The sequence below is a fragment of the Microbispora sp. GKU 823 genome (assembly GCF_002027145.1).
Lineage (GTDB): Bacteria > Actinomycetota > Actinomycetes > Streptosporangiales > Streptosporangiaceae > Microbispora > Microbispora siamensis.
This window is the reverse complement of sequence record NZ_MWJN01000048.1, coordinates 41456-65177: the sequence shown is the minus strand read 5'-3', so window position 1 is coordinate 65177 and position 23722 is coordinate 41456. Positions and strand designations below refer to the sequence as shown.

The 23722-nt window shown below is 71.9% G+C and carries 25 protein-coding genes and 3 pseudogenes; 19 read left to right on the top strand and 9 right to left on the bottom strand.

Annotated features, from left to right (window positions below):
- The 3 genes from B1L11_RS24465 to B1L11_RS24455 form a co-directional block, all read right to left on the bottom strand.
- On the bottom strand, positions 1-194 hold a 194-nt coding region (locus tag B1L11_RS24465; protein WP_256862844.1), incomplete at its 3' end, for a hypothetical protein.
- A complete protein-coding gene (locus B1L11_RS47085) occupies positions 188-685 on the bottom strand; it encodes a hypothetical protein (RefSeq protein WP_179155297.1) in 498 nt (165 codons plus the stop codon). The genes B1L11_RS47085 and B1L11_RS24465, both read right to left, overlap by 7 nt.
- Positions 686-799: 114 nt before the next feature.
- Positions 800-1261: a MarR family winged helix-turn-helix transcriptional regulator gene (locus B1L11_RS24455; RefSeq protein WP_079316644.1), complete on the bottom strand. Its 462-nt coding sequence runs from the start codon at positions 1259-1261 to the stop codon at positions 800-802.
- Positions 1262-1327: 66 nt separating this feature from the next.
- Here B1L11_RS24455 and B1L11_RS24450 point away from each other — a divergent pair, with 66 nt between their 5' ends.
- On the top strand, positions 1328-2191 hold the full coding sequence (locus tag B1L11_RS24450) for a nitroreductase/quinone reductase family protein (protein WP_079316643.1): 864 nt from the start codon (positions 1328-1330) through the stop codon (positions 2189-2191).
- Here B1L11_RS24450 and B1L11_RS24445 read toward each other — a convergent pair.
- On the bottom strand, positions 2188-2454 hold the full coding sequence (locus B1L11_RS24445) for a 4a-hydroxytetrahydrobiopterin dehydratase (protein WP_079316642.1): 267 nt from the start codon (positions 2452-2454) through the stop codon (positions 2188-2190). The genes B1L11_RS24450 and B1L11_RS24445 overlap by 4 nt on opposite strands.
- A 47-nt stretch (positions 2455-2501) precedes the next feature.
- Between B1L11_RS24445 and B1L11_RS24440 the strand changes: the two genes are divergently transcribed.
- A complete protein-coding gene (locus B1L11_RS24440) occupies positions 2502-3119 on the top strand; it encodes a class II aldolase/adducin family protein (RefSeq protein ID WP_079316641.1) in 618 nt (205 codons plus the stop codon).
- Between the two features lie 5 nt (positions 3120-3124).
- On the opposite strand, the gene B1L11_RS24435 is transcribed toward B1L11_RS24440, so the two are convergent.
- Entirely contained in the window at positions 3125-4699 is a 1575-nt protein-coding gene (locus tag B1L11_RS24435; RefSeq protein WP_079316640.1) for a DUF885 domain-containing protein, read from the bottom strand.
- A gap of 56 nt (positions 4700-4755) precedes the next feature.
- On the opposite strand from B1L11_RS24435, the gene B1L11_RS24430 reads away from it, so the two are divergent.
- Complete coding sequence (locus tag B1L11_RS24430) at positions 4756-5982, top strand: DUF4032 domain-containing protein (protein ID WP_179155304.1); 1227 nt, start codon at positions 4756-4758, stop codon at positions 5980-5982.
- On the opposite strand, the gene B1L11_RS24425 is transcribed toward B1L11_RS24430, so the two are convergent.
- Positions 5957-6466 (bottom strand): DUF523 domain-containing protein, encoded by a 510-nt coding sequence (locus tag B1L11_RS24425; RefSeq protein ID WP_079316639.1) that lies wholly within the window; start codon positions 6464-6466, stop codon positions 5957-5959. The two genes, B1L11_RS24430 and B1L11_RS24425, sit on opposite strands and share 26 nt — an antisense overlap.
- A 171-nt stretch (positions 6467-6637) precedes the next feature.
- On the opposite strand from B1L11_RS24425, the gene B1L11_RS24420 reads away from it, so the two are divergent.
- The 4 genes and pseudogenes from B1L11_RS24420 to B1L11_RS24405 all read left to right on the top strand — a co-directional run bounded on the left by B1L11_RS24420 (position 6638) and on the right by B1L11_RS24405 (position 8658).
- The gene (locus B1L11_RS24420) at positions 6638-7009 is read left to right on the top strand and encodes a hypothetical protein (RefSeq protein ID WP_079316638.1); all 372 of its coding nucleotides are present in this window, start codon (positions 6638-6640) and stop codon (positions 7007-7009) included.
- 14 nt (positions 7010-7023) lie between these two features.
- Entirely contained in the window at positions 7024-7857 is an 834-nt protein-coding gene (locus tag B1L11_RS24415) for a MarR family transcriptional regulator (RefSeq protein WP_079316637.1), read from the top strand.
- A pseudogene (locus tag B1L11_RS51790) lies at positions 7857-8069 on the top strand (roadblock/LC7 domain-containing protein); the annotation flags it as partial. The gene B1L11_RS24415 and the pseudogene B1L11_RS51790, both read left to right, overlap by 1 nt.
- A gap of 217 nt (positions 8070-8286) precedes the next feature.
- Positions 8287-8658: a hypothetical protein gene (locus B1L11_RS24405; RefSeq protein WP_079316636.1), complete on the top strand. Its 372-nt coding sequence runs from the start codon at positions 8287-8289 to the stop codon at positions 8656-8658.
- Positions 8659-8683: 25 nt separating this feature from the next.
- Here the strand turns inward: B1L11_RS24405 and B1L11_RS51785 are convergent, their stop codons facing one another.
- On the bottom strand, positions 8684-8998 hold the full coding sequence (locus B1L11_RS51785) for an alpha/beta fold hydrolase (protein WP_256862843.1): 315 nt from the start codon (positions 8996-8998) through the stop codon (positions 8684-8686).
- A 14-nt stretch (positions 8999-9012) separates the two neighbouring features.
- Positions 9013-9423, bottom strand: a pseudogene (locus B1L11_RS51780) (alpha/beta fold hydrolase); the annotation flags it as partial.
- Between the two features lie 219 nt (positions 9424-9642).
- Between B1L11_RS51780 and B1L11_RS51775 the strand changes: the two are divergent.
- Together B1L11_RS51775 and B1L11_RS24395 are read left to right on the top strand one after the other, a co-directional pair.
- Positions 9643-9843 carry an MFS transporter gene (locus B1L11_RS51775; RefSeq protein WP_256862842.1) on the top strand — a complete coding sequence of 67 codons (201 nt, stop codon included), beginning with the start codon at positions 9643-9645 and terminating at the stop codon, positions 9841-9843.
- Positions 9840-11012, top strand: coding sequence for an MFS transporter (locus B1L11_RS24395; protein WP_256862841.1), 1173 nt, complete (start codon positions 9840-9842; stop codon positions 11010-11012). The genes B1L11_RS51775 and B1L11_RS24395 overlap by 4 nt, the downstream gene beginning before the upstream one ends.
- Here B1L11_RS24395 and modA read toward each other — a convergent pair.
- On the bottom strand, positions 10993-11736 hold the full coding sequence (modA, locus tag B1L11_RS24390) for a molybdate ABC transporter substrate-binding protein (RefSeq protein WP_079316635.1): 744 nt from the start codon (positions 11734-11736) through the stop codon (positions 10993-10995). The genes B1L11_RS24395 and modA overlap by 20 nt on opposite strands.
- A gap of 140 nt (positions 11737-11876) precedes the next feature.
- Here modA and B1L11_RS24385 point away from each other — a divergent pair, with 140 nt between their 5' ends.
- From B1L11_RS24385 to B1L11_RS51770, 10 genes and pseudogenes are all read left to right on the top strand, one after another.
- The gene (locus tag B1L11_RS24385) at positions 11877-14078 is read left to right on the top strand and encodes a fibronectin type III domain-containing protein (protein WP_143737505.1); all 2202 of its coding nucleotides are present in this window, start codon (positions 11877-11879) and stop codon (positions 14076-14078) included.
- Between the two features lie 162 nt (positions 14079-14240).
- Positions 14241-15356, top strand: coding sequence for a GntR family transcriptional regulator (locus B1L11_RS24380; RefSeq protein WP_218671275.1), 1116 nt, complete (start codon positions 14241-14243; stop codon positions 15354-15356).
- Positions 15357-15405: 49 nt separating this feature from the next.
- Positions 15406-16698 (top strand): ABC transporter substrate-binding protein, encoded by a 1293-nt coding sequence (locus tag B1L11_RS24375; RefSeq protein ID WP_079316633.1) that lies wholly within the window; start codon positions 15406-15408, stop codon positions 16696-16698.
- Positions 16695-17627: a carbohydrate ABC transporter permease gene (locus B1L11_RS24370; protein WP_079316632.1), complete on the top strand. Its 933-nt coding sequence runs from the start codon at positions 16695-16697 to the stop codon at positions 17625-17627. The genes B1L11_RS24375 and B1L11_RS24370 overlap by 4 nt, the downstream gene beginning before the upstream one ends.
- Positions 17620-18432: a carbohydrate ABC transporter permease gene (locus tag B1L11_RS24365; protein WP_079316631.1), complete on the top strand. Its 813-nt coding sequence runs from the start codon at positions 17620-17622 to the stop codon at positions 18430-18432. The genes B1L11_RS24370 and B1L11_RS24365 overlap by 8 nt, the downstream gene beginning before the upstream one ends.
- A gap of 29 nt (positions 18433-18461) precedes the next feature.
- Entirely contained in the window at positions 18462-19487 is a 1026-nt protein-coding gene (locus tag B1L11_RS24360) for a Gfo/Idh/MocA family protein (RefSeq protein ID WP_179155303.1), read from the top strand.
- Positions 19484-20254 (top strand): sugar phosphate isomerase/epimerase, encoded by a 771-nt coding sequence (locus tag B1L11_RS24355; RefSeq protein ID WP_079316629.1) that lies wholly within the window; start codon positions 19484-19486, stop codon positions 20252-20254. Before B1L11_RS24360 ends, B1L11_RS24355 begins: the two co-directional genes overlap by 4 nt.
- Positions 20251-21696, top strand: a complete 1446-nt coding sequence (locus tag B1L11_RS24350) for a beta-N-acetylhexosaminidase (protein ID WP_179155302.1) — start codon at positions 20251-20253, stop codon at positions 21694-21696. The genes B1L11_RS24355 and B1L11_RS24350 overlap by 4 nt, the downstream gene beginning before the upstream one ends.
- Complete coding sequence (locus B1L11_RS24345; protein ID WP_079316627.1) at positions 21683-22708, top strand: NAD(P)-dependent oxidoreductase; 1026 nt, start codon at positions 21683-21685, stop codon at positions 22706-22708. The genes B1L11_RS24350 and B1L11_RS24345 overlap by 14 nt, the downstream gene beginning before the upstream one ends.
- Position 22709: 1 nt before the next feature.
- A pseudogene (locus B1L11_RS51770) lies at positions 22710-23264 on the top strand (dihydrodipicolinate synthase family protein); the annotation flags it as partial.
- Positions 23265-23722 lie beyond the last annotated feature (458 nt).

Below are 23722 nucleotides of genomic sequence, written 5' to 3'. Positions count from 1 at the left end.
GCTTTGGCCACCTCCGCCGGACCCGCCTTACCCGCCAGCTCCAGCAAAATCGGCTCAGCCACCCCCACCTGCTCATCATTCAACTGCGCCGTGGCCGTGCAGATCGCCTCCACCACCCCCGCCGCCAAACGCCCCTCGGCGAACGCCGCACGCACCCGCGGCAGACGGGCCAACTCCACCGCCACCGTCAGCAACCGCCCGCACCCGCCACACTCATCCCCCCGGCGGTACGCAACCAACTCCGGGTCGAGGCATGCCCCTGCTGCCTGGCCTGCCCCGCACCATGCACCCGACCCACCCGATCAGCAAGAGCACACGTGATCCGATCCCGGACGAACATCAACTCCTCGGCCTCAGCCAGGCAGATGTCCACATCATCCGGCAACGGCGCCAACGCCAAGGCTTGCGAGGTCTCGCGAAGAGAACCCACCAACACCCATGACGACCGGGCCCTGTCCCGGCCGGCACTGTCAGCGCCGGCCGCACCGGGCACGCCGTCGCTGGTGTCCTGGCTCGCGTCCTGCCGCAGTCCACAGTCGTTGATCGCAAAATGCTCGCGGGCGGCTGAGCCCTCGGACGACCACAACGGGGAACCGGAGGTCAACCGGTCCCACCAGCCATCAGAGCAGCTATCAGAGCTATTCGAACGACGAAGGCGCTCGGGACCTGAGTCGAACAGATCCATGGCACCTCCTCGTGAGATTCGAAAATCTGTATGAATTCTTTCACGCTGCGTGAGCAGGCGGCAAGTTCGCCAGCCGATAACCTGGGATCACAGGAGGGACAGCAGCCAGGCCGGTCACTCCGCGTCACCGGTGACGGCGCGCTCGTACGCGCGGAGCGTCTCGACGAACATCCGCCGCTGCTCACTGGTCAGCGGTTCCAGGGCGCTGCGCCAGGCGCGGGCGCCACGGGCGAGCCAGGCATCGACCGCCTTCCTGTTGGCCTCGGCGATGCTCACGATCGTGCGGCGGCGGTCCGCGTCGTCCTCGCGCCGGTCCACGACGCCCTTACGGCTGAGGTCGCCCACCATCAGGCTCACGGTGGCCGGGGCGACCTCCAGCCGGGCGGCGAGTTCGTTCACCGTGAGCGGACCGTCGAACAGCAGATAGGACAGCAGCGACAGGTGCCGTGGCGCCAGGTCGAGCGCCTGGAGCGACTCGGGGACCGGCGTGCGCTTGGCGCGGCCCACCAGACGCGGCATCAGCAGCAGGAGGGTCCGGACCCCCTCGTCCAGGCTCAGCCCCTCATCCGTTGACATATTTTGATCTCCAAAATAGCTTTGCTATCAAAGCAAATACATCTCAGGTTCAGGAGCCATCGTCGCATGTCCGAATGGAACGACAAGATCATCGAAGAGTTCCGGGCGAACGGCGGCACGGTCGGCGGGCCGTTCGAGGGGACACCGCTGATCTTGCTGACGACCACCGGCGCCAGAACGGGCGCCGCCCGGACGAACCCGGTCGCCTGCCTACGTGACGGGGACAGGATTCTCGTGTTCGCCTCCTACGCGGGCGCGCCGCGCCACCCGGACTGGTACCACAACCTGCTGGCCAATCCCACGGTGACCGTCGAGGCGGGTGACGGGACGGCGATCGAGACGTTCACCGCCACGGCCGTACCGGTGACGGGCGAGGAGCGCGACCGCATGTACGCCCGCCAGGCCGAGCTGGTGCCGGTCTTCGCCGATTACCAGGCAGGTACCTCCCGTGTCATCCCCGTCGTCGCCCTCTACCGGCGAGATCACGAGCGCGCCCGGGCGATCGGCGACGAACTGGTACGGATCCACGACGGACTGCGGGCGGAGATGGCGGCCCTGCTGGCGGCGGTCGAGGACAGGCTGACCACGGGCACGCCGGTGAACCTGCCGGGTCGTGACCTGGAGGGGGCGCTGCGGGAGCGCTGCCTGTCCTTCTGCACGGCCTTCCACGAGCACCACGTCAACGAGAACGAGCGGGGCTTCCCCCTGCTGGAGCGGGCCTTCCCCGGGCTGGCCCCGACCCTCGACCGCCTGCGCGAAGAGCATGTGCGGCTGGCCCGGATCAGGGAGGACCTGCGTGCGGCGGTCGGCGAGGCGGGGCCCGGCGACCCCGCCGTCCTCAAGGCCAGGCTCACGGACCTGTCGGCCGAGTTGGAGGCCCACTTCGCGCGCGAGGAGGAACAGCTCGTCGCCGCACTGAACGCGCTCTAGGAGGATCCGGCCTCGTGATCGGCCACGATGGCGTCGATGCGGGCGGCGAGCTTGTAGTCGAGGTCGGTCAGGCCGTCGGCGTCGTGGGTGGTCAGCGCCAGGTGGAGGGTGCGCCATCGGATGTCGATGTCGGGATGGTGGTTCAGCGCCTCGGCCTGCTCGGCGATGTCGTTGACGATCGCGATGGCCGTACGGAAATCTCGGGCGACCACGGTCCTGCGGATCGTGTCTCCCTCGCGGCGCCACTCGGAAGCCTCGTACATGAGGTCAGGACATCACGAAACACCGCCGATTGTGTAGATTCGCCGGGGTGGACGAGCTGCGGCGTGAGCTGTGCGAGTACGGCCGGCGGGCGGCGGCCCTCGGCCTGGTGATCGGGACCTCGGGCAACCTGAGCGCCCGGGAGGGCGACCTGGTCGTCGTCACGCCCTCGGGCGTGGCGCTCGACCGGCTGCGCCCGGAGGACTGCCCCGTGGTCGACCTCGAAGGGCGGGTCGTGGAGGGAGAACGCAAGCCCTCCTCCGAGACGCCGATGCATCTCGCGCTGTACGCGGCGACCGGAGCCCGGGCGGTGGTGCACACCCACTCGGTCTTCGCGACCGTGGTCGCCTCGACCATGACCGAGTTGCCGCCGATCCACTACAACGCCCTGCTGCTCGGCGGCGCCGTCCGGGTGGCGCCGTACGCGACGTACGGCACGCCGGAGCTGGCCCGCAACGTCATCGCCGCGATCGAGGGCAGGCAGGCCGCTCTCATGGCGAGCCACGGCGCGGTGACGATCGGCGGCGGCCTGGAGCAGGCGTTCGAGGCGACGCGCCTGCTGGAGTGGCTGTGCGAGGTCTACGTCCGCGCCCTCGGCGTGGGCCGGCCCACGGTGCTCACCGAGGACCAGCTCACCGCCGTCATCGAACGCGCCTTCAGCGGCTGACCGAACTAACCGAGGACGACCTTGCGGGCGAGACCGAGCGGCAGTCCGCCCGAACCCGCGATCGTGTCGTGGAAGGTCCGCAGATCGCCCGTGTAGTCCGCCCTGATGCGCTCGATCTCCAGGGCGCCCGTCAGGTAGGAGGGCGCCTGCGTGGGCCAGGCGCAGTAGCGGTTGACCTCCCCGGCGGCGGTGCCCGGCGACAGGGACGCCTTCGTGGTCAGGAACTCCTCCGCCTGCTCGATCGTCATGTCGTCGCAGTGCAGCGCGGTGTCCACCACGATCCTGGCGGCCCGCCAGATGCGGCAGTCGAGGTGGGCGAGCTCGGTCTCCGGCGTGTCGAAGTAGCCCTGCTCGTGCATGAGCTTCTCGACGTAGAGCCCCCAGCCCTCCACAAAGTAGGGCGTACGGAAGATCTTGCGGGCGCGGTGCGGGTTGCCGGCCATCCAGGACAGGTGCCAGTGGTGGCCGGGGTACGCCTCGTGCACGCTGATCGAGGGCATCTGCGGGCGCGAGTTGGTCCGCAGCCGCTGCCGCACCTGCTCCTCGGTGAAGCCGTCCGGCGTGTACGGCACGAAGAACACCCCGTCGCGCGAGGACGACAGCGGCGGCGGGGCGAGGTAGCTGGCCACGGCGATGATGGGCCGCTGGAACTCCGGCGAGGGCTCGACCCGGCACACCTCTCCCTCGGGGAAGGTCACCAGCCCGCGCTCGCGGACGAACTCGCGCGCCCGCAGCGTCTCGGCCTCGTACTCGGCGCGCATGGCCTCCAGGGTCGGCGGGTGGTCGTCCATGAGCGACTCCATCGCCTCACGCCAGCTGCCGGAGCCGAGGCGCGCGGCGACCTCCGTCATCCGCGTGTCCAGGTCGGCCCAGGCCTGACGGCCCTTCTCGTGCAGCTCGGCGGCGCCGTACCCGAGCATCTCCTGCTCGCGCAGCAGCGCGGAGTAGAGCTCCTCGCCCATCCGCCAGGTGCCCCGGGCCTCGAAGCCCTCCAGGAAGCGGACCAGCCCGTCGAACGCGTCGGCCGCGGGCTCTGCGGCCCGGGCCAGCCGCGCCCGCAGGTCCGGGTCGCCGACCAGCGCGGGCAGCGTCTCGGTCAGGAAGCGGCGTCCCGTACGGGCCTGGTCGAGGCCGCGCTTGACGAGCAGGTCGGCGGCGAGATCGGGGTCCAGGTTGGCCTGGCAGGCGGCGAGCACGGCGGGGACCTCGGCCAGCCGCGCGACGGCGGCGTCGACCAGCTCGGCCTCCGGCTTGAGACGCTGCTGGAACGGCGTGAACATCGACCCGAAGATCACCCCGAGGTAGGCGGCCGGTTCGCGCCGCCACTCCGGCCAGCGGGCCAGCGCGATCTGCCCGCGCAGATGGGCGGCGACCAGGTCTCTGTCGATCTCGTCCTCGGGACTCTCGGGCGTCGACTCCGACAGCTTGCGCAGCCACTCCTCGGTCGCCCGCTCCCGCGCCGTGAAGGCGGTCGCGCTGAGATCGCCCAGCGTGCGGTCGTATCCGTCGGCCCCCAGGAGGGCCGCCCTGACCGGGTTCTCGGCCAGGTACCAGTCGATGAACTCGTCCACCAGCGTCATAGCGCCCGACTCTATCCGCGACACTTGGGTGGAAGCCCCCAGATAAGGAGCGATTGGTGCCCCTGCAGATCACCGGCGCCCCCAGCGACCCCGACCTGATCCGCCTGCCGTGGGACGTCCCCCTCGAAGAGTGGCCCGTCCACCATCTGGTGACGCTGCCCCGCGGCATCTCCCGCCACGTGGTGCGCTTCGCCCGGCTCAGCGGCCGGGTGTACGCGATCAAGGAGATCAGCACCAGGTATGCCAAGCGGGAGTATCAGCTGCTGTGGGACCTGGCGCGGCACGACGCACCCGCCGTCGAGCCGGTCGCCATCGTCACCGGCAGGACCGCCCCGGACGGCTCCGAACTGGACTCCGCTCTGATCACGCGGCACCTGCAGTTCTCGCTGCCGTACCGCGCCGTGCTGTCGGGCTCGGTGCGGCCCGACACGCTGATCCGCCTGCTCGACGCGCTCGCGGTCCTGCTCGTACGGCTCCACCTGACCGGCTTCTACTGGGGCGACTGCTCGCTGTCGAACACGCTGTTCCGGCGGGACGCCGGGGCGTTCGCGGCCTACCTGGTGGACGCGGAGACCGGGGAGCTCCACCCGGCGATCAGCGAGGGCCAGCGGGCCCACGACATCGACGTGGCGCACGTCAACATCTACGGCGAGATGCTCGACCTGGAGGCGGGCGGGCTGCTCCACCCGACCATCGACCCACTGGCCTTCGCCGAGCAGCTCGTCGAGCGCTACCACCGGCTGTGGGACGAGCTGACCGAGGACGAGATCATCGAGGAGGTCGACTGGCACCGCGTGGACCAGCGGGTGCGCCGCCTCAACTCGCTCGGCTTCGACGTGGCCGAGATGATGGTGCGTCGCAAGGCCGGGACCTCCCGCCTGATCGTCCGGCCGAAGGTCGTGGACGCCGGGCACCACCAGCGCCGCCTGCTGCGCCTGACCGGCCTCGACGTGGAGGAGAACCAGGCCAGGCGGCTGCTCAACGACCTCGACTCGTTCCGGGTGTCCACCGGGCTACGGCACGAGGACGAGGCGATCGTGGCCCATCGCTGGCTGGCCGAGGTGTTCCAGCCGGTGGTGAACGCGATCCCGGCCGACCTGCGGCGCAAGCTGGAGCCGGCCCAGCTCTTCCACGAGGTGCTCGACCACCGCTGGTACATGTCGGAGGCCGCGGGCAAGGACGTCGGCCTGGAGGCGGCGGTGCGGTCCTACGTGGACAACGTCCTGGTGCACAAGCCCGACGAGAACGCGGTCATCGTCACGTCCGATCCCCTGTCTCCGTAGAGGACTCCAGATAGCGGGCGGCGTCCGTGATCCGGTCCTCGCCGAAGACGCGGACGCCGTTCAGCTCCAGCAGCGCGGTCGTCACGCCCTGCCCGGGGGTGGTCCTGCCCTGGTGGCTGCCGTCGTAGATCCGCAGCGACCCGCACGACGGGCTGCCCTCCTTGAGGATCGCGACCCGTACGCAGAAGGACCGGGCGACGGCGAGGGCCTGCTGCGCCCCGGACAGGAACGCGGCGGTCACGTCGTCGCCCTGGGGCGTCAGGATCCGGGCCGCGCCCGCGAGGACGGCCGCGCCTCCCGCGCCGCCCTCGATCTCGGCGGGCGGCCGGGGAACGGGCAGCCCGCCCTCGACCTCGGGGCAGAAGGGCACCAGCCGCCCCTCCGCGCGCCAGCGGGCCAGCAGGTCGTCGTCGCTGGTCTTGGCCCCTCCGTCGTACCGCACCCGGCTGCCGAGCAGGCAGGCGCTGACGAGAATCCGTTCCACGCCTCCATGATACGAGGAATTTTCATGAAAATCGGGATTACCATTCCGGGAGGAAGAATTCTTATTCTTCGGGACTAATCCGTTTATCCCGGCCGTTTCCGGCTCGGGCGACCCGTTCACCTGCTCCTCTAGTGTTGGCCGCGCTGTACCGGCGAGGCGAGGAGTTACGAGTTGATCGGGATAGAGGACTGCCTCACCGAGGCCATGTCGATCCCGGGCGCGCTCGGCGCCATTCTCGTGGACCACACCAGCGGCATGGCCGTCGCGGGAAAGGGGATCGCCGATCCCGGGAGGGCGGCCGCGGGGCTCAGCGAGGCCTACCGCGCCACGCTCGACGGGATCGCGATGGCCTCCCAGGAGACGGGTTTCCGGATCGAGGACGTGATCGTCACCACGGGCTCGGCCTATCACCTGGTGCGGCCCATGGAGATGATGTTCGACGGCCCGCTGCTGCTGTGCGTACGCCTGGACGTGGAGCGGTCGAACCTCGCCCTGGCACGGCGGCGGCTGCGCACGATCACGGACGAGCTGGTCGCCTCCTGATGGGAGCCTGACCGGTGGCCGCCCCGACTCTCGACGCCGTGCTCACCGGCCTCGCCCAGGACGAGGCCACCGGCTCCCTGCGGGTGGGCAAGGAGGGCACGGTCTACTACGTCCGCGGCCGGGTGTCGTACGTGGAGTGCGCGGCCACGCCCGGTGTGGAGGAGTTGCTCGGCGCGTCGGGCCGGATCAGCGCGAACGGGATGCGGCACGCGCGGCAGGAGGCCGGTCCCGGCGGCGACGGCGGGGCGCTGCTCGTGGACAGAGGAGTGCTCAGCCGGGGCGAGCTGGAGTTCTGCGTGCTGTCCGCCACGCTCGACGCGGCGTTCTTCCTGCTCACGTCGAGGACGGTACGGACCAGGTTCAGGGAGAGCGACGCGCACTGGCTCGGGGTCCACTGGTTCTTCGACGTGCCGGGGCTGCTGCGCGAGTGCGCCAGGCGCCGGGCCCGGCTGGAGCGGGCCTGGCCGTCGGCGGAGCTGGACGCGCGGCCGGTGACGCCCCTGCGGCGGATCCCCGGCACCCACGCGCTGCTCACCCGGCTGCAGTGGGAGCTGCTGCTCTCCGCGGACTCCACCGCCACGCCGGTCGAGCTGGCCCGCCGCCTCGGGCGTCCGGCCTACTCCACGCTGCTGGCCGTACGGGAGCTCGCGGCGGCCGGCCTGGTGGTGACGGGCGAGACGGCGGCGCTGCCCAAGCGCACGCCCAAGCAGCCCACACCGCCGCCCACACAGCCGCCCCCGCCGCCGAGGGAGCCCGGGCGCTCCACCTCGGAACTGCCGCAGGTCAACGGTGACGCGACCGACGTGAACCTGCTGCTCAGGCTGCGTGACGCGCTGGAGGCGCTGTAGTGATCGGGTGGCTCAAGCGGGCCGGAAGGGGTGTCTCTGTGGACCTGCGCCACGACATACACGAGGAACTGGTCGTCCTGCGCGAACGGGCGCCCGAGATCACCGGAGCGCTCACCTGCACGGTCGACGGCATGCTCGTGACGACGGACCTGGCCGCCGACACCGAGCAGACCGCGGCGCTCACGTCGGCGCTGCTGTCACTGAGCCGGAAGATGACCGATCTCGCCAGGATCGGGCGGCTGGAGGAGACGCTGATCTCCGGCACCCAGGGCACACCGCGTGCTACGCCGCGGGCCCCACGCTCGTCCTCACCGTTCTCGCAGGCCAGGGAGCCAACCTCGGCCTGCTCCGGATCGAGGGACGCAGGGCGGCGAACAAGATCGCCGCCATCGTCGAACGCGGATGACAACCCAGAACAGGAGAAGAGAAATGGCGAACATGGACGTCTCGCTGAAGGAGATGCTGACCATCGACGGCGCGATCGGCGCGGCGGTGGCCGACTACGGGAGCGGGATGGCGCTGGGCACACTCGGCGGCTCCAAGGACCTCGACCTCCAGGTGGCCGCCGCGGCCAACACCGAGGTGGTCAAGGCCAAGCTCCGCGCGATCGACGCGCTCAAGCTCAACGACGGGATCGAGGACATCCTCATCACGCTGGGCACGCAGTATCACATCATCCGGCCGCTGACCGGCCGCGGCGGCAAGGGGTTGTTCCTCTACCTCGCCCTCGATCGCAACCGGGCCAATCTCGCGATGGCCCGGCACCAGCTCCGCGCGATCGAGGACAAGCTCGAGATCTGAACTCTGCCCTGTCAGCCCCGCTCGGTCAGCCCCGCTCGGTCAGCTCCGCGATCGCCTCCGCGATGACGGGCCAGAGCGGGCGGGGCAGGTCGTGGCCCATCCCCGGGAAGGTCAGCAGCTTCGCGCCGGGGATGGCGTCCGCCGTCGCGGTCCCGCCTTCGGGGGTGACCAGCGGGTCGTCCTCGCCGTGGATCACCAGCGCGGGCACCGAGAGCCCGCGCAGGCCCTCCGTACGGTCGCCGGAGATCCGGATGGCGTTGAACTGCCGGGCGGTGCCCGCGGGGTCGAACCCCCGGTCGTAGGCCTCCGCGGCCAGCCGGGTGACGCGCTCGACGTCCATCTCGTAGCCGGGGGAGCCGACGACGCGCGCGGTCGCGACGGCGCGCGCGATCGCCTCGTCGCGGTCCGCGCGGGGGGCGCCATCAGCGCGGTCATGGCCGCCTCGGTCGCCCTCCCCACGCGGGGCCCGGGCGTGGACATGATCGAGGTCAGCGTACGGACCCGGGCGGGATGGCGGATGGCGAGGGCCTGGGCGATCATGCCGCCCATCGACGCGCCCACCACGTGGGCGCTCTCCCAGCCCAGCACGTCCATCAGGCCGGCCGTGTCGTCGGCCATGTCGTCCAGCGTGTACGACGGGGCGGGCGCGGAGTCGTCCGCCGGGGTGAAGTGGGTGGACAGGCCCGCGTCCCGGTTGTCGAACCGGACGACCCGGTGGCCGGACTCCACCAGCAGCCCGATCAGCTCCTCGGGCCAGCTGATCATCTGCGCTCCGAGCCCCATGATGAGGACGACCGGACGTCCCCCGGGCTCGCCGAAAACCTCGTAACAGATCTCGATGCCGTTCGCCGTCGCACGCATGCGAGCAGAATTTCATTCGGTTTGCCCTGCCGCAAGCGCCCCATGACCGGATCTGTACGGTTGTGTGGTGTGGTGTCGCAAATGACCCGCCGACGGCGGATACTCGTCCTTCTCATCTGCTGCATGAGCCTGCTGATCGTGTCCCTCGACAACACGATCGTCAACGTCGCCCTGCCGTCGCTCGGGCACGACCTGCACGCGCCGGTCTCCGGCCTCCAGTGGACGGTGGACGCCTACACGCTGACGCTCGCGAGTCTGCTGATGCTGGCGGGCTCGACGGCCGACAGAGTGGGCCGCCGCCGCACGTTCAGACCGGTCTGGTGATCTTCACGGCCGGGTCGCTGCTGTGCAGCCTCGCACCGAGCCTGGGCTGGCTGGTGGCCGCCCGGATCGTCCAGGCCGTCGGCGGGTCGATGCTCAACCCGGTGGCCATGTCGATCATCACGAACACGTTCACCGACCGCAGGGAGCGGGCCCAGGCGATCGGCGTGTGGGGCGGTGTGGTCGGCGTGAGCATGGCGCTCGGACCGGTCGTCGGCGGCCTGCTCACCGACGCGGTGAACTGGCGGGCCATCTTCTGGATCAACGTGCCCATCGGCCTGCTCGCGCTGTTCCTGACCTGGCGCTTCGTCCCGGAGTCGAAGGCGCCCTCGGCGCGGAGGATCGACCCGGTCGGGCAGGTGCTGGTCATCGTCCTGCTCGGCACGCTCACGTACGGGATCATCGAGGGCCGGGCCGCGGGCCCCGCCGTGAGCGCCGTCTGCTTCGTCGTCGCGGCGGCGGCCCTGGCCGCGCTGGTCGTCTTCGAACTGCGCAGGCCCGAACCACTCATCGACATGCGGTTCTTCCGCAGCGCGCCGTTCTCGGGCGCGGCCGTCATGGCGGTGTCGGGCTTCGCCGGGCTGGGGGCGTTCCTGTTCCTCAACACGCTCTACCTGCAGAGCCATCGCGGGCTTTCCGCCCTCGCCGCGGGGCTGTGCACGCTGCCGGTCGCGGCGACCACGACGATCGTGGGGCCGCTGTCGGGACGGCTCGTCGGCACCCGCGGCCCGCGCGTGCCGCTGATCGTCGCGGGCGTGTGCCTGGCCGCCGCCGGGGCGCTGCTGTCCCAGGTGACGCTGACCACGCCGCTCCCCCTGCTGCTCGGGATCTACCTGGTCTTCGGGATCGGGTTCGGCATGCTCAATCCCCCGATCACCAACACCGCGGTCTCCGGGATGCCGCTCGCGCAGGCGGGGGTGGCCGCCGCGGTCGCCTCGACCAGCAGGCAGGTGGGCCAGTCCCTCGGCGTGGCGATCGCGGGGTCCGTCGTTTCCGGCGCGAACAGCGCGTTCGTCCCGGCCGCGCACGCGGCCTACCGCGTCAACGCCCTCTACGGGCTGATCGTGCTGGTGGTCGCCCTCCTGACGACCGGCCGCTGGGCCAGGGCCACGGCCGAGCGCACGGCGGCCAGGCTCGCGGAAAGCCCGCAGGTCACCCTGTCACGGGGGTGAAGCCGGCGCTCGCGAGGACCTTGCGGCCCTGGTCGGACAGGACGAGGTCGACGAACTCCCGGGTCAGGGCGAGGCGCCCGGTCCCGGGGACGGTCGCGATGAGATAGTCCTCGGCGGCCCTAACCGCCTCGGGGAAGTCCACGCCCTCCACCGCTCCCGCCGCCGCCCTGACGTCCGTACGGAAGACAAGCGCCGCGTCCGCCTGGCCCAGGCGCACCCTGGTGAGCGCGGCCCCGCCGTCCTGATCCCGCGCGACCGCCGTGACGGTGACACCGGCGGCGGCGAGCGCGGCGCGAGCGGCCGCGCCGCACGGCGCGGGCACGGCGCACAGGGCCACCCTGACGCCGGGCGCGGCCAGGTCCTTCAGGCCCGTGACGTGGGCCGGGTCGCCCTTCGGCACGGCGATCTGGAGGCTGTCGCGCGCGAAGACCCGCGGGCCGGGCGCCCCCGACCGGCGCATGGCCGCCGGGCCGGCCGCGGCGAACAGGTCGGCCGATGCTCCCCTGACGATCCGCTGCGCCAGCGCCGGGCTGCCGCCGAAATCGAACCGGACGGCGACGCCGGGGTGGGCGGCCTCGAACGCCTTGCCGAGCGAGCCGAACGTCCCGGTGAGCGAGGTGTCGGCGAACACGGTGAGCGTCTGCCTTCCGCCCCCGCAGCCGGCCACCGCGACCAGCACCAGCGCGAGCGCCGGCGACACAGCCCGCAGACGTACGCGATTCACGGGTCCACAGTAGCGAGCGGGAGGCAATTCATTCCATTTTTATCGCTCTATATCGGAGCTATGGTTTCGCCATCTCACGGATTCCGCTGTGCGGATGTTTCGTAATCCGGCATTAATTCATTCCTTTGGAGGTGGCTTCCATGCCTGTAGGGCTTCTGAGGACCGCCGGCGCGCTCGTGCTCGCCCTGGCGGCCATGCCGGCGGTTCCGGCCGCCGCGGCGGATCCGCCCTCGGTGGTGATCGACTCCTCCGAGTCCTCCCCCGGCGTCATCCGGCTCACCGGGCGCTTCACCGGCGCGTACGACGTGAACGTGGTGGTGAACGGCGAGCGGATCGAGCGCGCCAGGGTGAGCGACCCGGACGCGGACGACATCGGGACGTGGTCCTACGACCTCGACACCAGCGGGATGGACGGCGAGGTCGAGGTCTACGCCAAGGCCACGGCCGCCGACACGCGGTACGGCACGTGGTCGGAGCCGCTGACGCTGCGGGTGGACAACCCGCGGGCCAGGGCGCCGGAGGTGTCGATCGCCGAGCCCGCCGACGGGGCGCGGCTCACCCGGCCCGCGCTCGTGCGGGTGAACGTCGCCGGCGCGGACGTCCGCACGGTGCGGATCCGGGTCAACGGCGGCCCGTGGCAGCGCGCCGCCGGAGCCCGCGGGCGGTACGTCGCGCTGGTGAACCCGGCGAAGTACGGCGACGTGATGGCGAGCCTGGAGGCCGAGGCGGTCGACGCGCGCGGCCACGTGTCCAGGTCGCCCAGCACATATGTGGCCCTCGGGGCGGCGAAGAAGGAGCGCCCGGTGGCGCACCGGCAGGACCGGGCGATGTGGATGTGGGAGAAGGCCTCCTACAACCTGGTGCTCAACCCCGGGTCGCGCCGCCTGCTGGAGACCGTGCTCGCGCCCGGCTCGACGCTGTACCTGGGCGTGGACACGTACGCGGGGCGCGACATGATCGATGACGCCCGCCCGGAGCTGCGCGACCTCGTGGCCTGGGCGCACCGCCGGGGGATGAAGGTGCACGCCACGGTGGCCGCCGGGACCCGCCCGCCCTACCTCGGGGCGCTCGCCCGATATCGGGACCGCGCCGTCCGGGAGATGGAGCGGGTGCTCGACTACAACCTCTCGTCGGCGCCGGCCGAGCGCTTCGACGGGATCAACGTGGACATCGAGCCGTACAGCCTGCCGTGGTTCAACAGCGCCAAGCCGGACGTGCAGATCCAGTGGCTGGACACGCTGCGGGCGATGATCGCACGCCGGGACGCGTCCGGGCAGCCGCTGCTGTTCGGCCCCGCCATCCCCCGCTGGCTGGACACCTCCGCCTGCTGCACGGACATCGCGTACGGCGGGAAGACCGCGACGATGGCCGAGCACATCCAGGACATGGCGGACTACGTCGCGATCATGGACTACCGCGACCAGGCGGACGGCGGGGCCGGCATCATCGCGCAGGCGGCCGGGGAGATCGCCTACGCCGAACGGCTCGGCAGGCCGCTCTCGGTGGTGGTCGGGGTGGAGACGCTCGACATCGCGACCAGCGGCGACCCGTCCAGCATCACCTTCCGGGAGGAGGGCAGGGACGCGCTGGAGGCCGAGCTGGCGAAGGTCTACCAGGCCTTCTCCGGCAGCCCGGCCTTCGCCGGGGTGGCGCTGCATCACTACGACTCCTACCGGGAGCTGCCCACGATCTGGGGCCCGTCGGCGCGGTGGCCCGAGCCGCCCGCCGACTCGGGCCCGCCGACCGGGGTCGGCTCCCCGCCGGAGGCGGTCGCGTTCGACCACGCCACCGTCGATCTGAGCTACGGCCGGGCCCACGACGACACCGAGGTCGACCACTACGAGGTGCACAGATCGACCGAACCGGGCTTCACCCCCGGGCCGGGCACGCTCGCGGGCCGGGCCCGCGGCCTGACCTACACCGACACCGGGCTGCTGCCCGGCACCAGGTACACGTACCGGATCGTGCCGGTGGACGTCGCGGGGCATCGCGGGCCCGCGTCCGGCCCCGTCTCGGTGACGACCGGGACCACGGACCTGCGCCCGATGGTGGTGGACTCGATGGCCGTCACGGTGGAGGGCGGCGTCGCGCGGGTGCGGCTGCGGGTCGTCGACAAGGAGAGCGGGGAGCCGGTGGCCGCGACCGTGCGCGGCCGGTTCACCTTCTCGGCCGGGCGCTACGTGACGGTGAAGGCGGGCGCGGACGGCTGGGCCACCGCGACCTCCGAGGCGCTGAAGCAGCCGACGGGTGAGGTCGGGTTCGCCGGTCACCGCCTGACCGCCCCCGGCCGCTACTGGGCCGGGGCGTACGACAAGGACAGGAGCGTCACCGCCCGCTGGTGACACCGGCTCTGCCGAGGGCCGCCTCCCGTCCGGAGGCGGCCCTTTCCCATGCCGAAGGAGGCATGAATTCATTCCCTATAACAGCTTAAAAAGGGGGATAACTTTATGTTGACATTGCCCGGATATGACGAGAAGAATCCCGTTATGGAGCCACCTGACGGAATGAATTCCCTCCCAAGGGGACGCCGATTCCGCACCCTGGCCGCACGCCTGCGGCAGGAGATCATGCAAGGCCGCTGGCCGGTCGGCGGCAGGCTGCCGACCGAGGCCGAACTGGCCCAGACCTACTCGGTCGGGGTCAACACCGTGCGCCGCGCCGTCGACCTGCTGGTCGACGAGGGACTCGTCCGGCGGCGGCAGGGATCGGGCACCTTCGTGACCGCCGCCACCACCACCGGTGCCAGGCCGCGGCTCATCGGCGCGCTCGTCCCGTCGAACACCTACTACTTCCCCCAGATCGTCCAGGGCATCGAGCGGGCGGCCACCGCCGCCGGAGTCCAGCTCGTGCTCGCGTGCTCCGAGTACGATCCCGGCGTCGAGCTCGCGCAGATCCGTCAGCTCGTCGACGTCGGCGTCGCGGGCCTGCTGCTGGTGCCCAACCTGCACCTCGCCGCCGACCCCGCCGCGCACCTGGCCCGCCTGCGCGAGCTGCCCGTGCCGTACGTGCTGGTGGAGCGCAGGCCGCCGGACCCCCGGCCGGCCGACCCGACCTCCTACGTCTGCACCGACGTGCACGGCGGCGGCTACGCCGCGGTCCAGCACCTCAACGGGCTCGGGCGGAGCCGGATCGGCTACCTCGGCCGGATCGGCACCGCCACCTCCGAGCAGGTGTTCGCGGGATACCGCCAGGCCGTGGCCGACCTCGGGCTGCCGGAGATCCCGGACGCCGTGGCCAGGCAGCCCGTCTGGACCGGACCCGACATGCTCGCGTACGCCAACGCCTGCGTGACGGAGAAGGTCCGCGCGGTGGTGTGCCTCGGCGACCGCGAGGCGACCGCGCTGCTGCCCTACCTGCGCCGGGTCGGCCTGACCGTCCCCGACGACATCGCCGTCGTCGCCTACGACGACGAGGTCGCCGACCTGTCCGAGGTGCCGCTCACCGCGGTGTCGCCGCCCAAGGCGGAGGTGGGCCGCATGGCGACCGAGCTGCTGCTCCGCCGGATCGAGCTCGGCGCGGCCGCCCCCGTCTGCCGTGTCGTGCTGCAGCCACGGCTGGCCGTACGGGCCTCCTGCGGCGCCGCCTCCGGCAGCCTCGTCGAGGTCCGCGTCCCCCGGTGACGCCGGCCGTCATCCTCACCCCCTTCCCCTCTTCCTGCTGGAGGACCCAATGAGACTGCGCATGCTCGCCGCCGCCGCGACGGCCGTGCTCACCGTGGCCGCCACGGCGGCGTGCGGCGGCTCGGCCGACGAGTCGGGAGCCGTCACTTTGAAGCTCGGCTTCTACGCCGCAGCCGGAGACCCGGCCGACACGACCATGCGGGAGCTCGTCAAGGAGTTCACGGCCGCCAACCCGTCGATCAAGGTGCAGCTGGAGGTGGCGCCGTACGTCAAGTTCTTCGAGAAGCTGCGGACCGAGATCGCCGGTGGCCAGGCGCCGCAGGTGTGGCTGTCCGACGGCGTGCTCGTGCAGGAGTTCGCCGCGCGCGGCGCCCTCGCCGACCTCACGGACCGGGTCAAGACCGTCAACGCCGCCGACTATTCCGGCATCGAGCTGAACCGGGACCCCAAGGGCCGGATCTACGGCTTCCCGCAGGGCGCCCAGACGCCGGTGCTGTTCTACAACAAGAAGCTGTTCGCCGAGGCCAAGGTCGACGCGCCGACCGCCGACTGGACCTACGACGACCTGGCCGCCGCCGCCAAGAAGCTCACCAAGGACACCAACAACGACGGCAAGCCCGACACGTACGGCTTCCGCGCCTACTCGCCGGGCTTCACCGAGAGCTGGTGGCCGATCATCAAGGCGTTCGGCGGCGACATCGTCACCGACGGCAACCGCAAGGTGGTCGTCGACAGCCCGCAGTCGAAGGCCGCGCTCGAATGGATGCTCGGCGCCATGGGCAAGGACGGGTTCGCCCCCGACTACGCGACCACCGAGGGCCTCGGCAAGGGCGTCGTCCACACGCTGTTCGCCACCGGCCGGGTCGCGATGTCGTACGGGATCTACGCCCGCACCCTGCCCGCGGCGAGCGCGGGCGTCGACTTCGGCGTGGCCCCGATGCCGAAGGGCCCGGCCGGCCGCGGCAACGTCGCCATCGTCAACTCGTGGGTGGTCAGCAAGTCGGCCTCGCCGGCGCAGGCCGACGCGGCGTGGAAGTGGATCACCTTCTTCTCGGGGGAGGGCCCGCAGCGCAAGTGGGCCGAGCTCGGCGAGGCGATCCCGATCAACAAGAAGGTCGCCGCGACGGCCCTGCCCGCCGACCGCCGCCAGGCGTTCCTCGACTCGCTCGACGCGGCCACCGACCTCGGCGTCAACGCCGTCTGGTCGGAGTACACCGAGGCCCTGTCCAAGCGGATCAGCGAGGCGCTGTCGGGCGCCTCGCCCGTCGACACCGCGCTCGCGACCGGCCAGAAGGAGGCCCAGGAGGTCATCGACCGCTTCTACGCGGGGCAGACGCAGTGACGGTGCTCACGAGGAAGGCCGGGAAGGTGGCCGCCGACCCGCGGCCATCGTCCGGCAGACGGCACGCGGGCGAGCGCGCCTGGGCGTTCGCCTTCGCCTCGCCCTACCTGCTCCACCTGGTCGCGCTGGCCGCCTGGCCCCTGCTGGCCTCGCTGTTCTTCAGCATGACCGACTACGACCTGGTCTCCCCGCCGAAGTTCGTCGGGTTCGGCAACTTCACCCGGCTGTTCGGCGACGAGGTCTTCTGGCGGACCCTCGGCAACACGGCGTACTTCGCGGTGCTGTTCGTGCCGACCCAGACGGTCCTGGCCCTGGGCCTGGCGATCGCGCTCAACCAGCGGCTGCGCGGCATGGCCCTGTTCCGCGCGGCCTACTTCGTCCCGGTCGTCTCGTCCTGGGTGGTCGTCGCGTACGTCGCCGACGCCGTCTTCAACCCGCAGACCGGCCTCGCCAACCAGGTGCTCGGCTTCCTCGGGCTGCCGTCGGAGAACTGGCTGCAGGACCCGGCGCTGGTCATCCCCACGCTCGCGGCGGTCGCGGTGTGGAAGGGCGTCGGCTACATGATGGTGCTCTTCCTCGCGGGCCTCCAGGCCATCCCCGAGGAGCGCTACGAGGCGGCGAAGATCGACGGAGCGTCGGCCTGGAACCGGTTCCGCTACATCACCCTGCCGGGCATCTCCGGCACCACCTTCCTGGTGCTGGTGCTCACCTCGATCGAGACGCTGCAGTCGTTCGAGCAGGTCTTCGTGATGACCGACGGCGGTCCCCACGGGGCGAGCGAACTGACCGTGCTCCATCTCTACCGGCAGGGCTTCCAGTTCTTCCAGATGGGCTACGCCTCGGCCATCGCGTGGGTGCTGTTCGTGCTGGTGCTCGCGCTGACCCTGGTGCAGTTCCGGCTCCAGCGCAGGTGGGTGCACTATGCGTAAGACCATCTCCTACGTCCTGGTCACGGCGGGCGCGCTGGTCATGCTGGTGCCGTTCGTGGCCGCGCTCAGCAACTCGCTCAAGAGCTTCGCGCAGTACATCCAGGTGCCGCCGAGCTGGATCCCCGACCCGGTCCACTGGGACAACTACGCGGAGGTGTGGCGGCGTACGCCGTTCGGGCTCTACCTGACCAACAGCCTGGTGATCGCGGCCCTCGCCGTGGCCGGCAACGTGCTGACCAGCGCCATGGTCGGGCACGCCCTCGCCAGGATGCGCCTGCCCGGCAGGGACGCGCTGCTCACCATGGCACTCGGCACCATGATGCTGCCGACCGTCATCACGATCGTCCCGAACTTCCTGCTCTTCCGCTCGCTGGGCTGGCTGGACACCCTGCTGCCGCTCATCGCGCCGTACTGGCTGGCCACCCCGATCGGGATCTTCCTGATGCGGCAGACCTTCCTCGGCATTCCGAAGGACTTCGAGGAGGCAGCGAGCCTCGACGGCGCCAACCCCTGGCAGGTGTTCTGGCGGATCCACCTCCCGCTGGCCAAGCCCGCCCTGGCCACGCTCGCGGTCTTCACGTTCACCACGTCGTGGAAGGCCGTGCTCGAACCCACGATCTACCTCACCTCGCCGGAGCACTACACGCTGCCCGTCGGCGTGCTGAGCCTCAAGGGCCAGTTCGTCGGGAACGACCAGCTCGTCACGGCCGCGGCGATGATGAGCCTGCTGCCGATGCTGGTGGTGTTCGTCCTGGCCCAGCGCTATTTCGTCCGCGGAACCATGTCCGCGGGACTCAAGGGCTGAAGCGCCCCATCCGAACCGGAAAGGAAATCGTGACAACAACATCCGGGCTGCGCCTGCCTACGCTGCGCCTGGGCGTCATCGGCGCGGGCACCATCGCGGAGTTCCACGTGGCCGCCGCCCGCCGCACCGGCGGGCAGGCGCAGGTCGTCGCGGTGTGCGACGTGCGCGCCGAGGCGGCGGAGAAGCTGGCCGCGGAGGCAGGGGCCCTCGTCTTCACCGATCACCGGGCGATGATCGACGCGGGCGGCCTCGACGCGGTCGTGATCACCGTCCCGCACGCCCTGCACACCCCGATCACGTTGGACGCGGCCGCGGCCGGACTGCACGTCCTCCTGGGAGAAGCCGATCCGCCACCGACGCGCGAGGACGCGATCCGCATGATCGAGGCCTGCCGCGCGGCCGGCGTCGTGTTCGCGGTCGGGCACGTGCTGCGCTTCGTCCCGACGCTGCGCGCCGCGGCCTCCTACCTCGCCTCGGGCGAGCTGGGCCGCGTCGTGGTGGCCTCGGAGCGGCGGACCGCCGACTACGCCGACCCCGCGCGACCCCGCTGGTTCCTCGACCCCGGCATGGCCGGGGGCGGCATCGTGCTCAACGTCGGCACCCACAGCATCGACAAGCTCCAGATGCTCGTCGGCTCGCCGATCGTCGAGGTCACCGGCCACACCGCCGCGCCCGCGGGCGGGTCGGTCGAGACCGAGGCGGTCGCCCTGGCGCGGCACGCCGACGGCACCCGCTCGACCATCTCCGTCACCGGCACCGGCCTGCCGTTCACCGACGAGGCCGAGGTCGTGTGCGGCGAGGGCGCGATACGGATCAGCCGGGGCGAGGGCGTCTGGTCCTTCCGGAGAGGGGTCGCCACACAGGTGGCCGCCCCCGAGCCGGGCGAGATGACCACGGCGTTCGCGGCGCAGCTCGCCGACTTCGCGCGGGCCTGCGCGGAGAACGGCACACCCGAGGTCACGCCCGAGTACGCGCTGTCCGTCCTGGACGTCGCCCTCGCCGTCTACGAGTCATCCCGTCAGGGGTCCTCCATCACTGTGAAGGGACAGTTGTGAACCCTCTCGCGTTCAGCACGCTCGGCATGCCCGGCGCCCCCGTCGGCGACGTCATCGCCACGGCCTCCCGGTACGGCTGCGCGGGTGTGGAACTGCGCTGCGCCGACGGCGAGATCATCTCGCCGGACACGCCCGCCGGCGAGCTGCGCGAGGTCGCGCGCGCGTTCGCCGCCGCCGGCGTCGAGATCGTCGCGGTCTGCTCCTACACCCGGGTGGCGCGGCCGGACGGCGACCCGGTGGCCGAGGTGCTGCGTCACGTGGAGATCGCCGAAGCGCTCGGCTCGCCGTACGTGCGGGTCTTCGGCGGCGTCGAAGGGCAGGCCGGTCCGGCCGCCGCCGCGACTCGGAGGCTCGCGGAGGTCGCGGACCGGCTGCCGGACAACGGCGTCGACGTGCTGCTGGAGACCCACGACGTCTTCCTCACCGGCGAGGCGATCGCCGGAGTCCTGGCCGGGGTCGGCTCGCCGCGCGTCGGCGCGCTGTGGGACGTGGTCAACCCGTGGCGGGCGGGCGAGGCGGCCCCGGCCACCGCGGACGCGCTCGCGCCCTACCTGAGGCACGTGCAGATCAAGGACGCGGCGTCGCCCACCGATCTGGCGCCGGTGCTGCCGGGCAAGGGCGCGGTGGGCGTGCCCGGCGTGCTCGCCGAGCTGGACCGCATCGGATACGCCGGATATCTCGCGCTCGAATGGGAGCGCGTGTGGTATCCGGACGCGCCGCCCGTCGGCGAGGCGCTCGGGGCGTTCCGCGAGGTGCTCGGGCGGTGATTCCCCAGGTCACCTCACTCATCTCGGGCGAGGGCCGGTTCCCGCTCGACCGGGGCGCCCGGGTGCGCGGCCCGCACGCCGACGCGGCCCGGGAGCTGCTCGGCCTCCCCGAGGACGGCGACGCCCCCGGGGAGATCGTCCTCGACCTCGTGGACGACCCGTCGCTGGGCGACGAGGGGTACACGCTCACCGTCACCCCGGAAACGGCCAGGATCGCCGCGGCCGGAGCCGCCGGGCTGGGCTGGGGCGTCCAGACGCTGCGCCAGCTCGGCGCGCCCGGCGCCGTGCCGTGCGTGACCGTCCGGGACGTGCCCAGGTACGCCTGGCGCGGCGTCATGATCGACGTGGCGCGCTGGTGGCGCCCGGTCTCCTTCCTGCGCGCGTACGTGGACCTGCTGGCGCTGCACAAGTTCAACGTGCTGCACCTGCACCTCACCGACGACCAGGGGTGGCGCTTCGAGGTGCGGGCGCACCCGCCGCTCACGGAGGTCGGCGCCCACCGCGCCGAGTCCCCGGTCGGCCACGCCCGGGAGGGCAGGTTCGACGGGACCCCGCACGGCGGCTTCTACACCCAGCGGGAGCTGCGCGACCTGGTGGACTACGCGGCGGCCCGGGGCGTGACCGTGGTCCCCGAGATCGAGTTTCCCGGGCACTCCCAGGCCGCGATCGCCGCCTGCCCCTGGCTCGGCCACCCGTCCGCCGAGCCCGTGCGGGTCCGCACCTCGTGGGGCATCTCCTCGCACGTGCTCAACGTGAGCGACCGCGCCGCCGGGTTCGCCCGCGACGTGCTCGACGAGCTGTGCGATGTGTTCCCGTCCCGGTTCGTCCACATCGGGGGTGACGAGGTCCGTACGGAGGAGTGGGCGGCCAGCCCGGAGGCGGCCCGGCGGGTGGCGGACGCCGGGCTCCCCGGCCCGGAGGCCCTGCACGGCTGGTGGGGGCGGCTCCTCGCCGGGCACCTGCGCGGGCTCGGCCGCCGCGCCGTCGCCTGGGACGACATGCTGGACCACGACCCGCCCGAGGACATGGTGATCATGGCGTGGCGGGGCGTGGACCGGATCGAGGCAGCGCTGCGAACAGGGCACGACGTGGTCGCGGCGCCCCACACGCACACCTACCTGGACTACGCCGAGTCGGACGCCCCCGGCGAGCCGGTGAGCATCGCCGGGCCGCTTCCGCTGGAGACCGTCTACGGGTTCGACGCGGGGGAAGGCGTCCTCGGGATGCAGGCCCAGCTCTGGGGCGAGTACCTCCCCACGAGGGAACGCTTCGACTACAACGCCTTCCCCCGGCTCTGCGCCGTCGCCGAGGCCGCCTGGACCTCCGGCCGGGACCTCGGCGACTTCACCCGGCGGCTCACCGCCCACCTGCCGCTCCTCGATCGGCTGGGCGTGGGTTACCGCCGGCCACACCACCAAGGAGCGCGACATGTTCACCTCTGAGCGGGAGCTCGAAGACCGGCTGGCCACCCCCTCGGCCGCGCTGGTCGCCGACGCCGGCCGGCTGGACGGCGACCTCGTCGTCCTCGGCGCCGGCGGCAAGATGGGGCCGAGCCTGGTCCGGCTCGCCCGGCGCGCGCTGGACGCCGCCGGACGCGGCTCCGCCCGCGTGTACGCGGTCTCGCGCTGGTCGGACGACGCGGCGGCGCGGGCGCTGGCGGACGAGGGCGTCGACGTGGTGCGCCACGACCTGATGGGCGGCGACGACCTCGCCGGGCTGCCCGACGCGGCGAACGTCGTCTTCATGGTCGGCGCCAAGTTCGGCACGTCGGCGGCGCCGTACCAGGCGTGGGCGGTCAACGCGGCGCTGCCCGCGGCGGTCGCCCGGCGCTATCGCGACTCGGCGATAGCGGCCTTCTCCACCGGCAACGTGTACCCGCTGGCACCCCTCGCCTCCGGCGGCTGCGCGGAGGAGGACCAGCCGGGGCCCGTCGGCGAGTACGCGATGAGCTGCCTCGGCAGGGAACGCGTGTTCGAGCACGCCGCCGCCGCGTACGGTACGCGGGTCGCGATCCTGCGCCTCAACTACGCGGTGGATCTGCGCTACGGCGTGATCGCCGACATCGCCGCCGCGGTGGCGGCGGGTGAGCCGGTCGACGTCACGACCGGGCACGTCAACGTGGTGTGGCAGGGGTACGCGAATGAGGTCGCGCTGCGATCGCTGTTGCACGCGCGCGCTCCGGAGGCGTTCACGCTCAACCTGACCGGCCCGGAGACGGCGTCGGTGCGGCGGATCGCGATCCGGCTCGGCGCCGCTCTCGGCGTCGAGGCGACCTTCACCGGCGAGGAGAGCGGCACGGCGCTGCTGAGCGACGCCTCTCGCTGCCACGGCCTGTTCGGCTATCCGGAGGTGCCGCTCGACACGCTGATCGCCTGGCAGGCCGGCTGGCTGTCGCGGGGGCTGCCGCTGTCCGGGAAGCCGACCAAGTTCGCCGTGCGCGACGGGAGGTTCTGAGATGTCGCTCGACCTGCTCAGAGCGGGGACGGTCATCCCCGCCCACCCGCTCGCGCTGACCGCCGGGCGCACGCTGGACGAGCGCCGGCAGCGGGCGCTCACCCGCTACTACCTCGCCTCCGGGGCGGGCGGGGTGGCCGTCGCCGTGCACACGACCCAGTTCGAGATCCGCGAAGTCGGGCTGCTCCGGCCGGTGCTGGAGATCTCCGCCGAGGTCGTGGCGAAGGAGGCCGACCGGCCGTTCGTCCTGGTCGCCGGGGCGTGCGGCGACACCGCCCAGGCCGTCGCCGAGGCGGAGCTGGCGGCCTCGCTGGGCTACCACGCCGTGCTGCTGTCGCCGAAGGTGCCGGGCGCCGGCGAGGCGGAACTGCTGGAGCGGGCCAGGGCCGTCGGCGAGGTGCTGCCCGTCATCGGCTTCTACCTTCAGGAGGCGGTGGGCGGCCGCAGGCTGAGCCCGTCCTTCTGGCGCTCACTCAGCGAGCAGGAGTCCCTGGTCGCGATCAAGATGGCGCCATTCGACCGCTACCGTACGGTCGACGTGGTCCGGGCCGTCGCCGCGTCCGGACGGGCCGACGACATCGCGCTCTACACCGGCAACGACGACAACATCCTGACCGACCTGCTCACGCCGATCGCGGGCCGCCGCGTCGTCGGCGGACTGCTCGGCCAGTGGGCGGTGTGGACCCGCGCGGCCGTGCTCATGTTCGAGGAGGTGCGGCGCGCGTGGGCCGGGGACGAGGAGGTCCTGCGCTCCCTGCTGGGCCGCGCCGCCGACCTCACCGACGCCAACGGCGCCGTCTTCGACGTGGCCGGCGGCTTCCACGGCTGCATCGCCGGGGTCCACGAGGTGCTGCGCGGGCAGGGCCTTCTGGCCGGCACGTGGTGCCTCGACCCGCGAGGGGCTGTCCCCGGGGCAGGCCGAGGAGATCGCCCGGGTGCGCGCCGCCTATCCCTGGCTGGTGGACGACGACTTCGTCGCCGCCAACCTGGACGACTGGCTGCGCTGAGCCGGGC

Bases quoted from the DNA above. Each gene is read 5' to 3' on its own strand.
- B1L11_RS47085 (WP_179155297.1), bottom strand. From the start codon at position 685: ATGGATCTGTTCGACTCAGGTCCCGAGCGCCTTCGTCGTTCGAATAGC.
- B1L11_RS24455 (WP_079316644.1), bottom strand. From the start codon at position 1,261: ATGTCAACGGATGAGGGGCTGAGCCTGGACGAGGGGGTCCGGACCCTC.
- B1L11_RS24450 (WP_079316643.1), top strand. From the start codon at position 1,328: ATGTCCGAATGGAACGACAAGATCATCGAAGAGTTCCGGGCGAACGGC.
- B1L11_RS24445 (WP_079316642.1), bottom strand. From the start codon at position 2,454: ATGTACGAGGCTTCCGAGTGGCGCCGCGAGGGAGACACGATCCGCAGG.
- B1L11_RS24435 (WP_079316640.1), bottom strand. From the start codon at position 4,699: ATGACGCTGGTGGACGAGTTCATCGACTGGTACCTGGCCGAGAACCCG.
- B1L11_RS24405 (WP_079316636.1), top strand. From the start codon at position 8,287: ATGGCGAACATGGACGTCTCGCTGAAGGAGATGCTGACCATCGACGGC.
- B1L11_RS51785 (WP_256862843.1), bottom strand. From the start codon at position 8,998: ATGGACGTCGAGCGCGTCACCCGGCTGGCCGCGGAGGCCTACGACCGG.
- B1L11_RS51775 (WP_256862842.1), top strand. From the start codon at position 9,643: ATGAGCCTGCTGATCGTGTCCCTCGACAACACGATCGTCAACGTCGCC.
- B1L11_RS24385 (WP_143737505.1), top strand. From the start codon at position 11,877: ATGCCTGTAGGGCTTCTGAGGACCGCCGGCGCGCTCGTGCTCGCCCTG.
- B1L11_RS24380 (WP_218671275.1), top strand. From the start codon at position 14,241: ATGAATTCCCTCCCAAGGGGACGCCGATTCCGCACCCTGGCCGCACGC.
- B1L11_RS24375 (WP_079316633.1), top strand. From the start codon at position 15,406: ATGAGACTGCGCATGCTCGCCGCCGCCGCGACGGCCGTGCTCACCGTG.
- B1L11_RS24365 (WP_079316631.1), top strand. From the start codon at position 17,620: ATGCGTAAGACCATCTCCTACGTCCTGGTCACGGCGGGCGCGCTGGTC.
- B1L11_RS24345 (WP_079316627.1), top strand. From the start codon at position 21,683: ATGTTCACCTCTGAGCGGGAGCTCGAAGACCGGCTGGCCACCCCCTCG.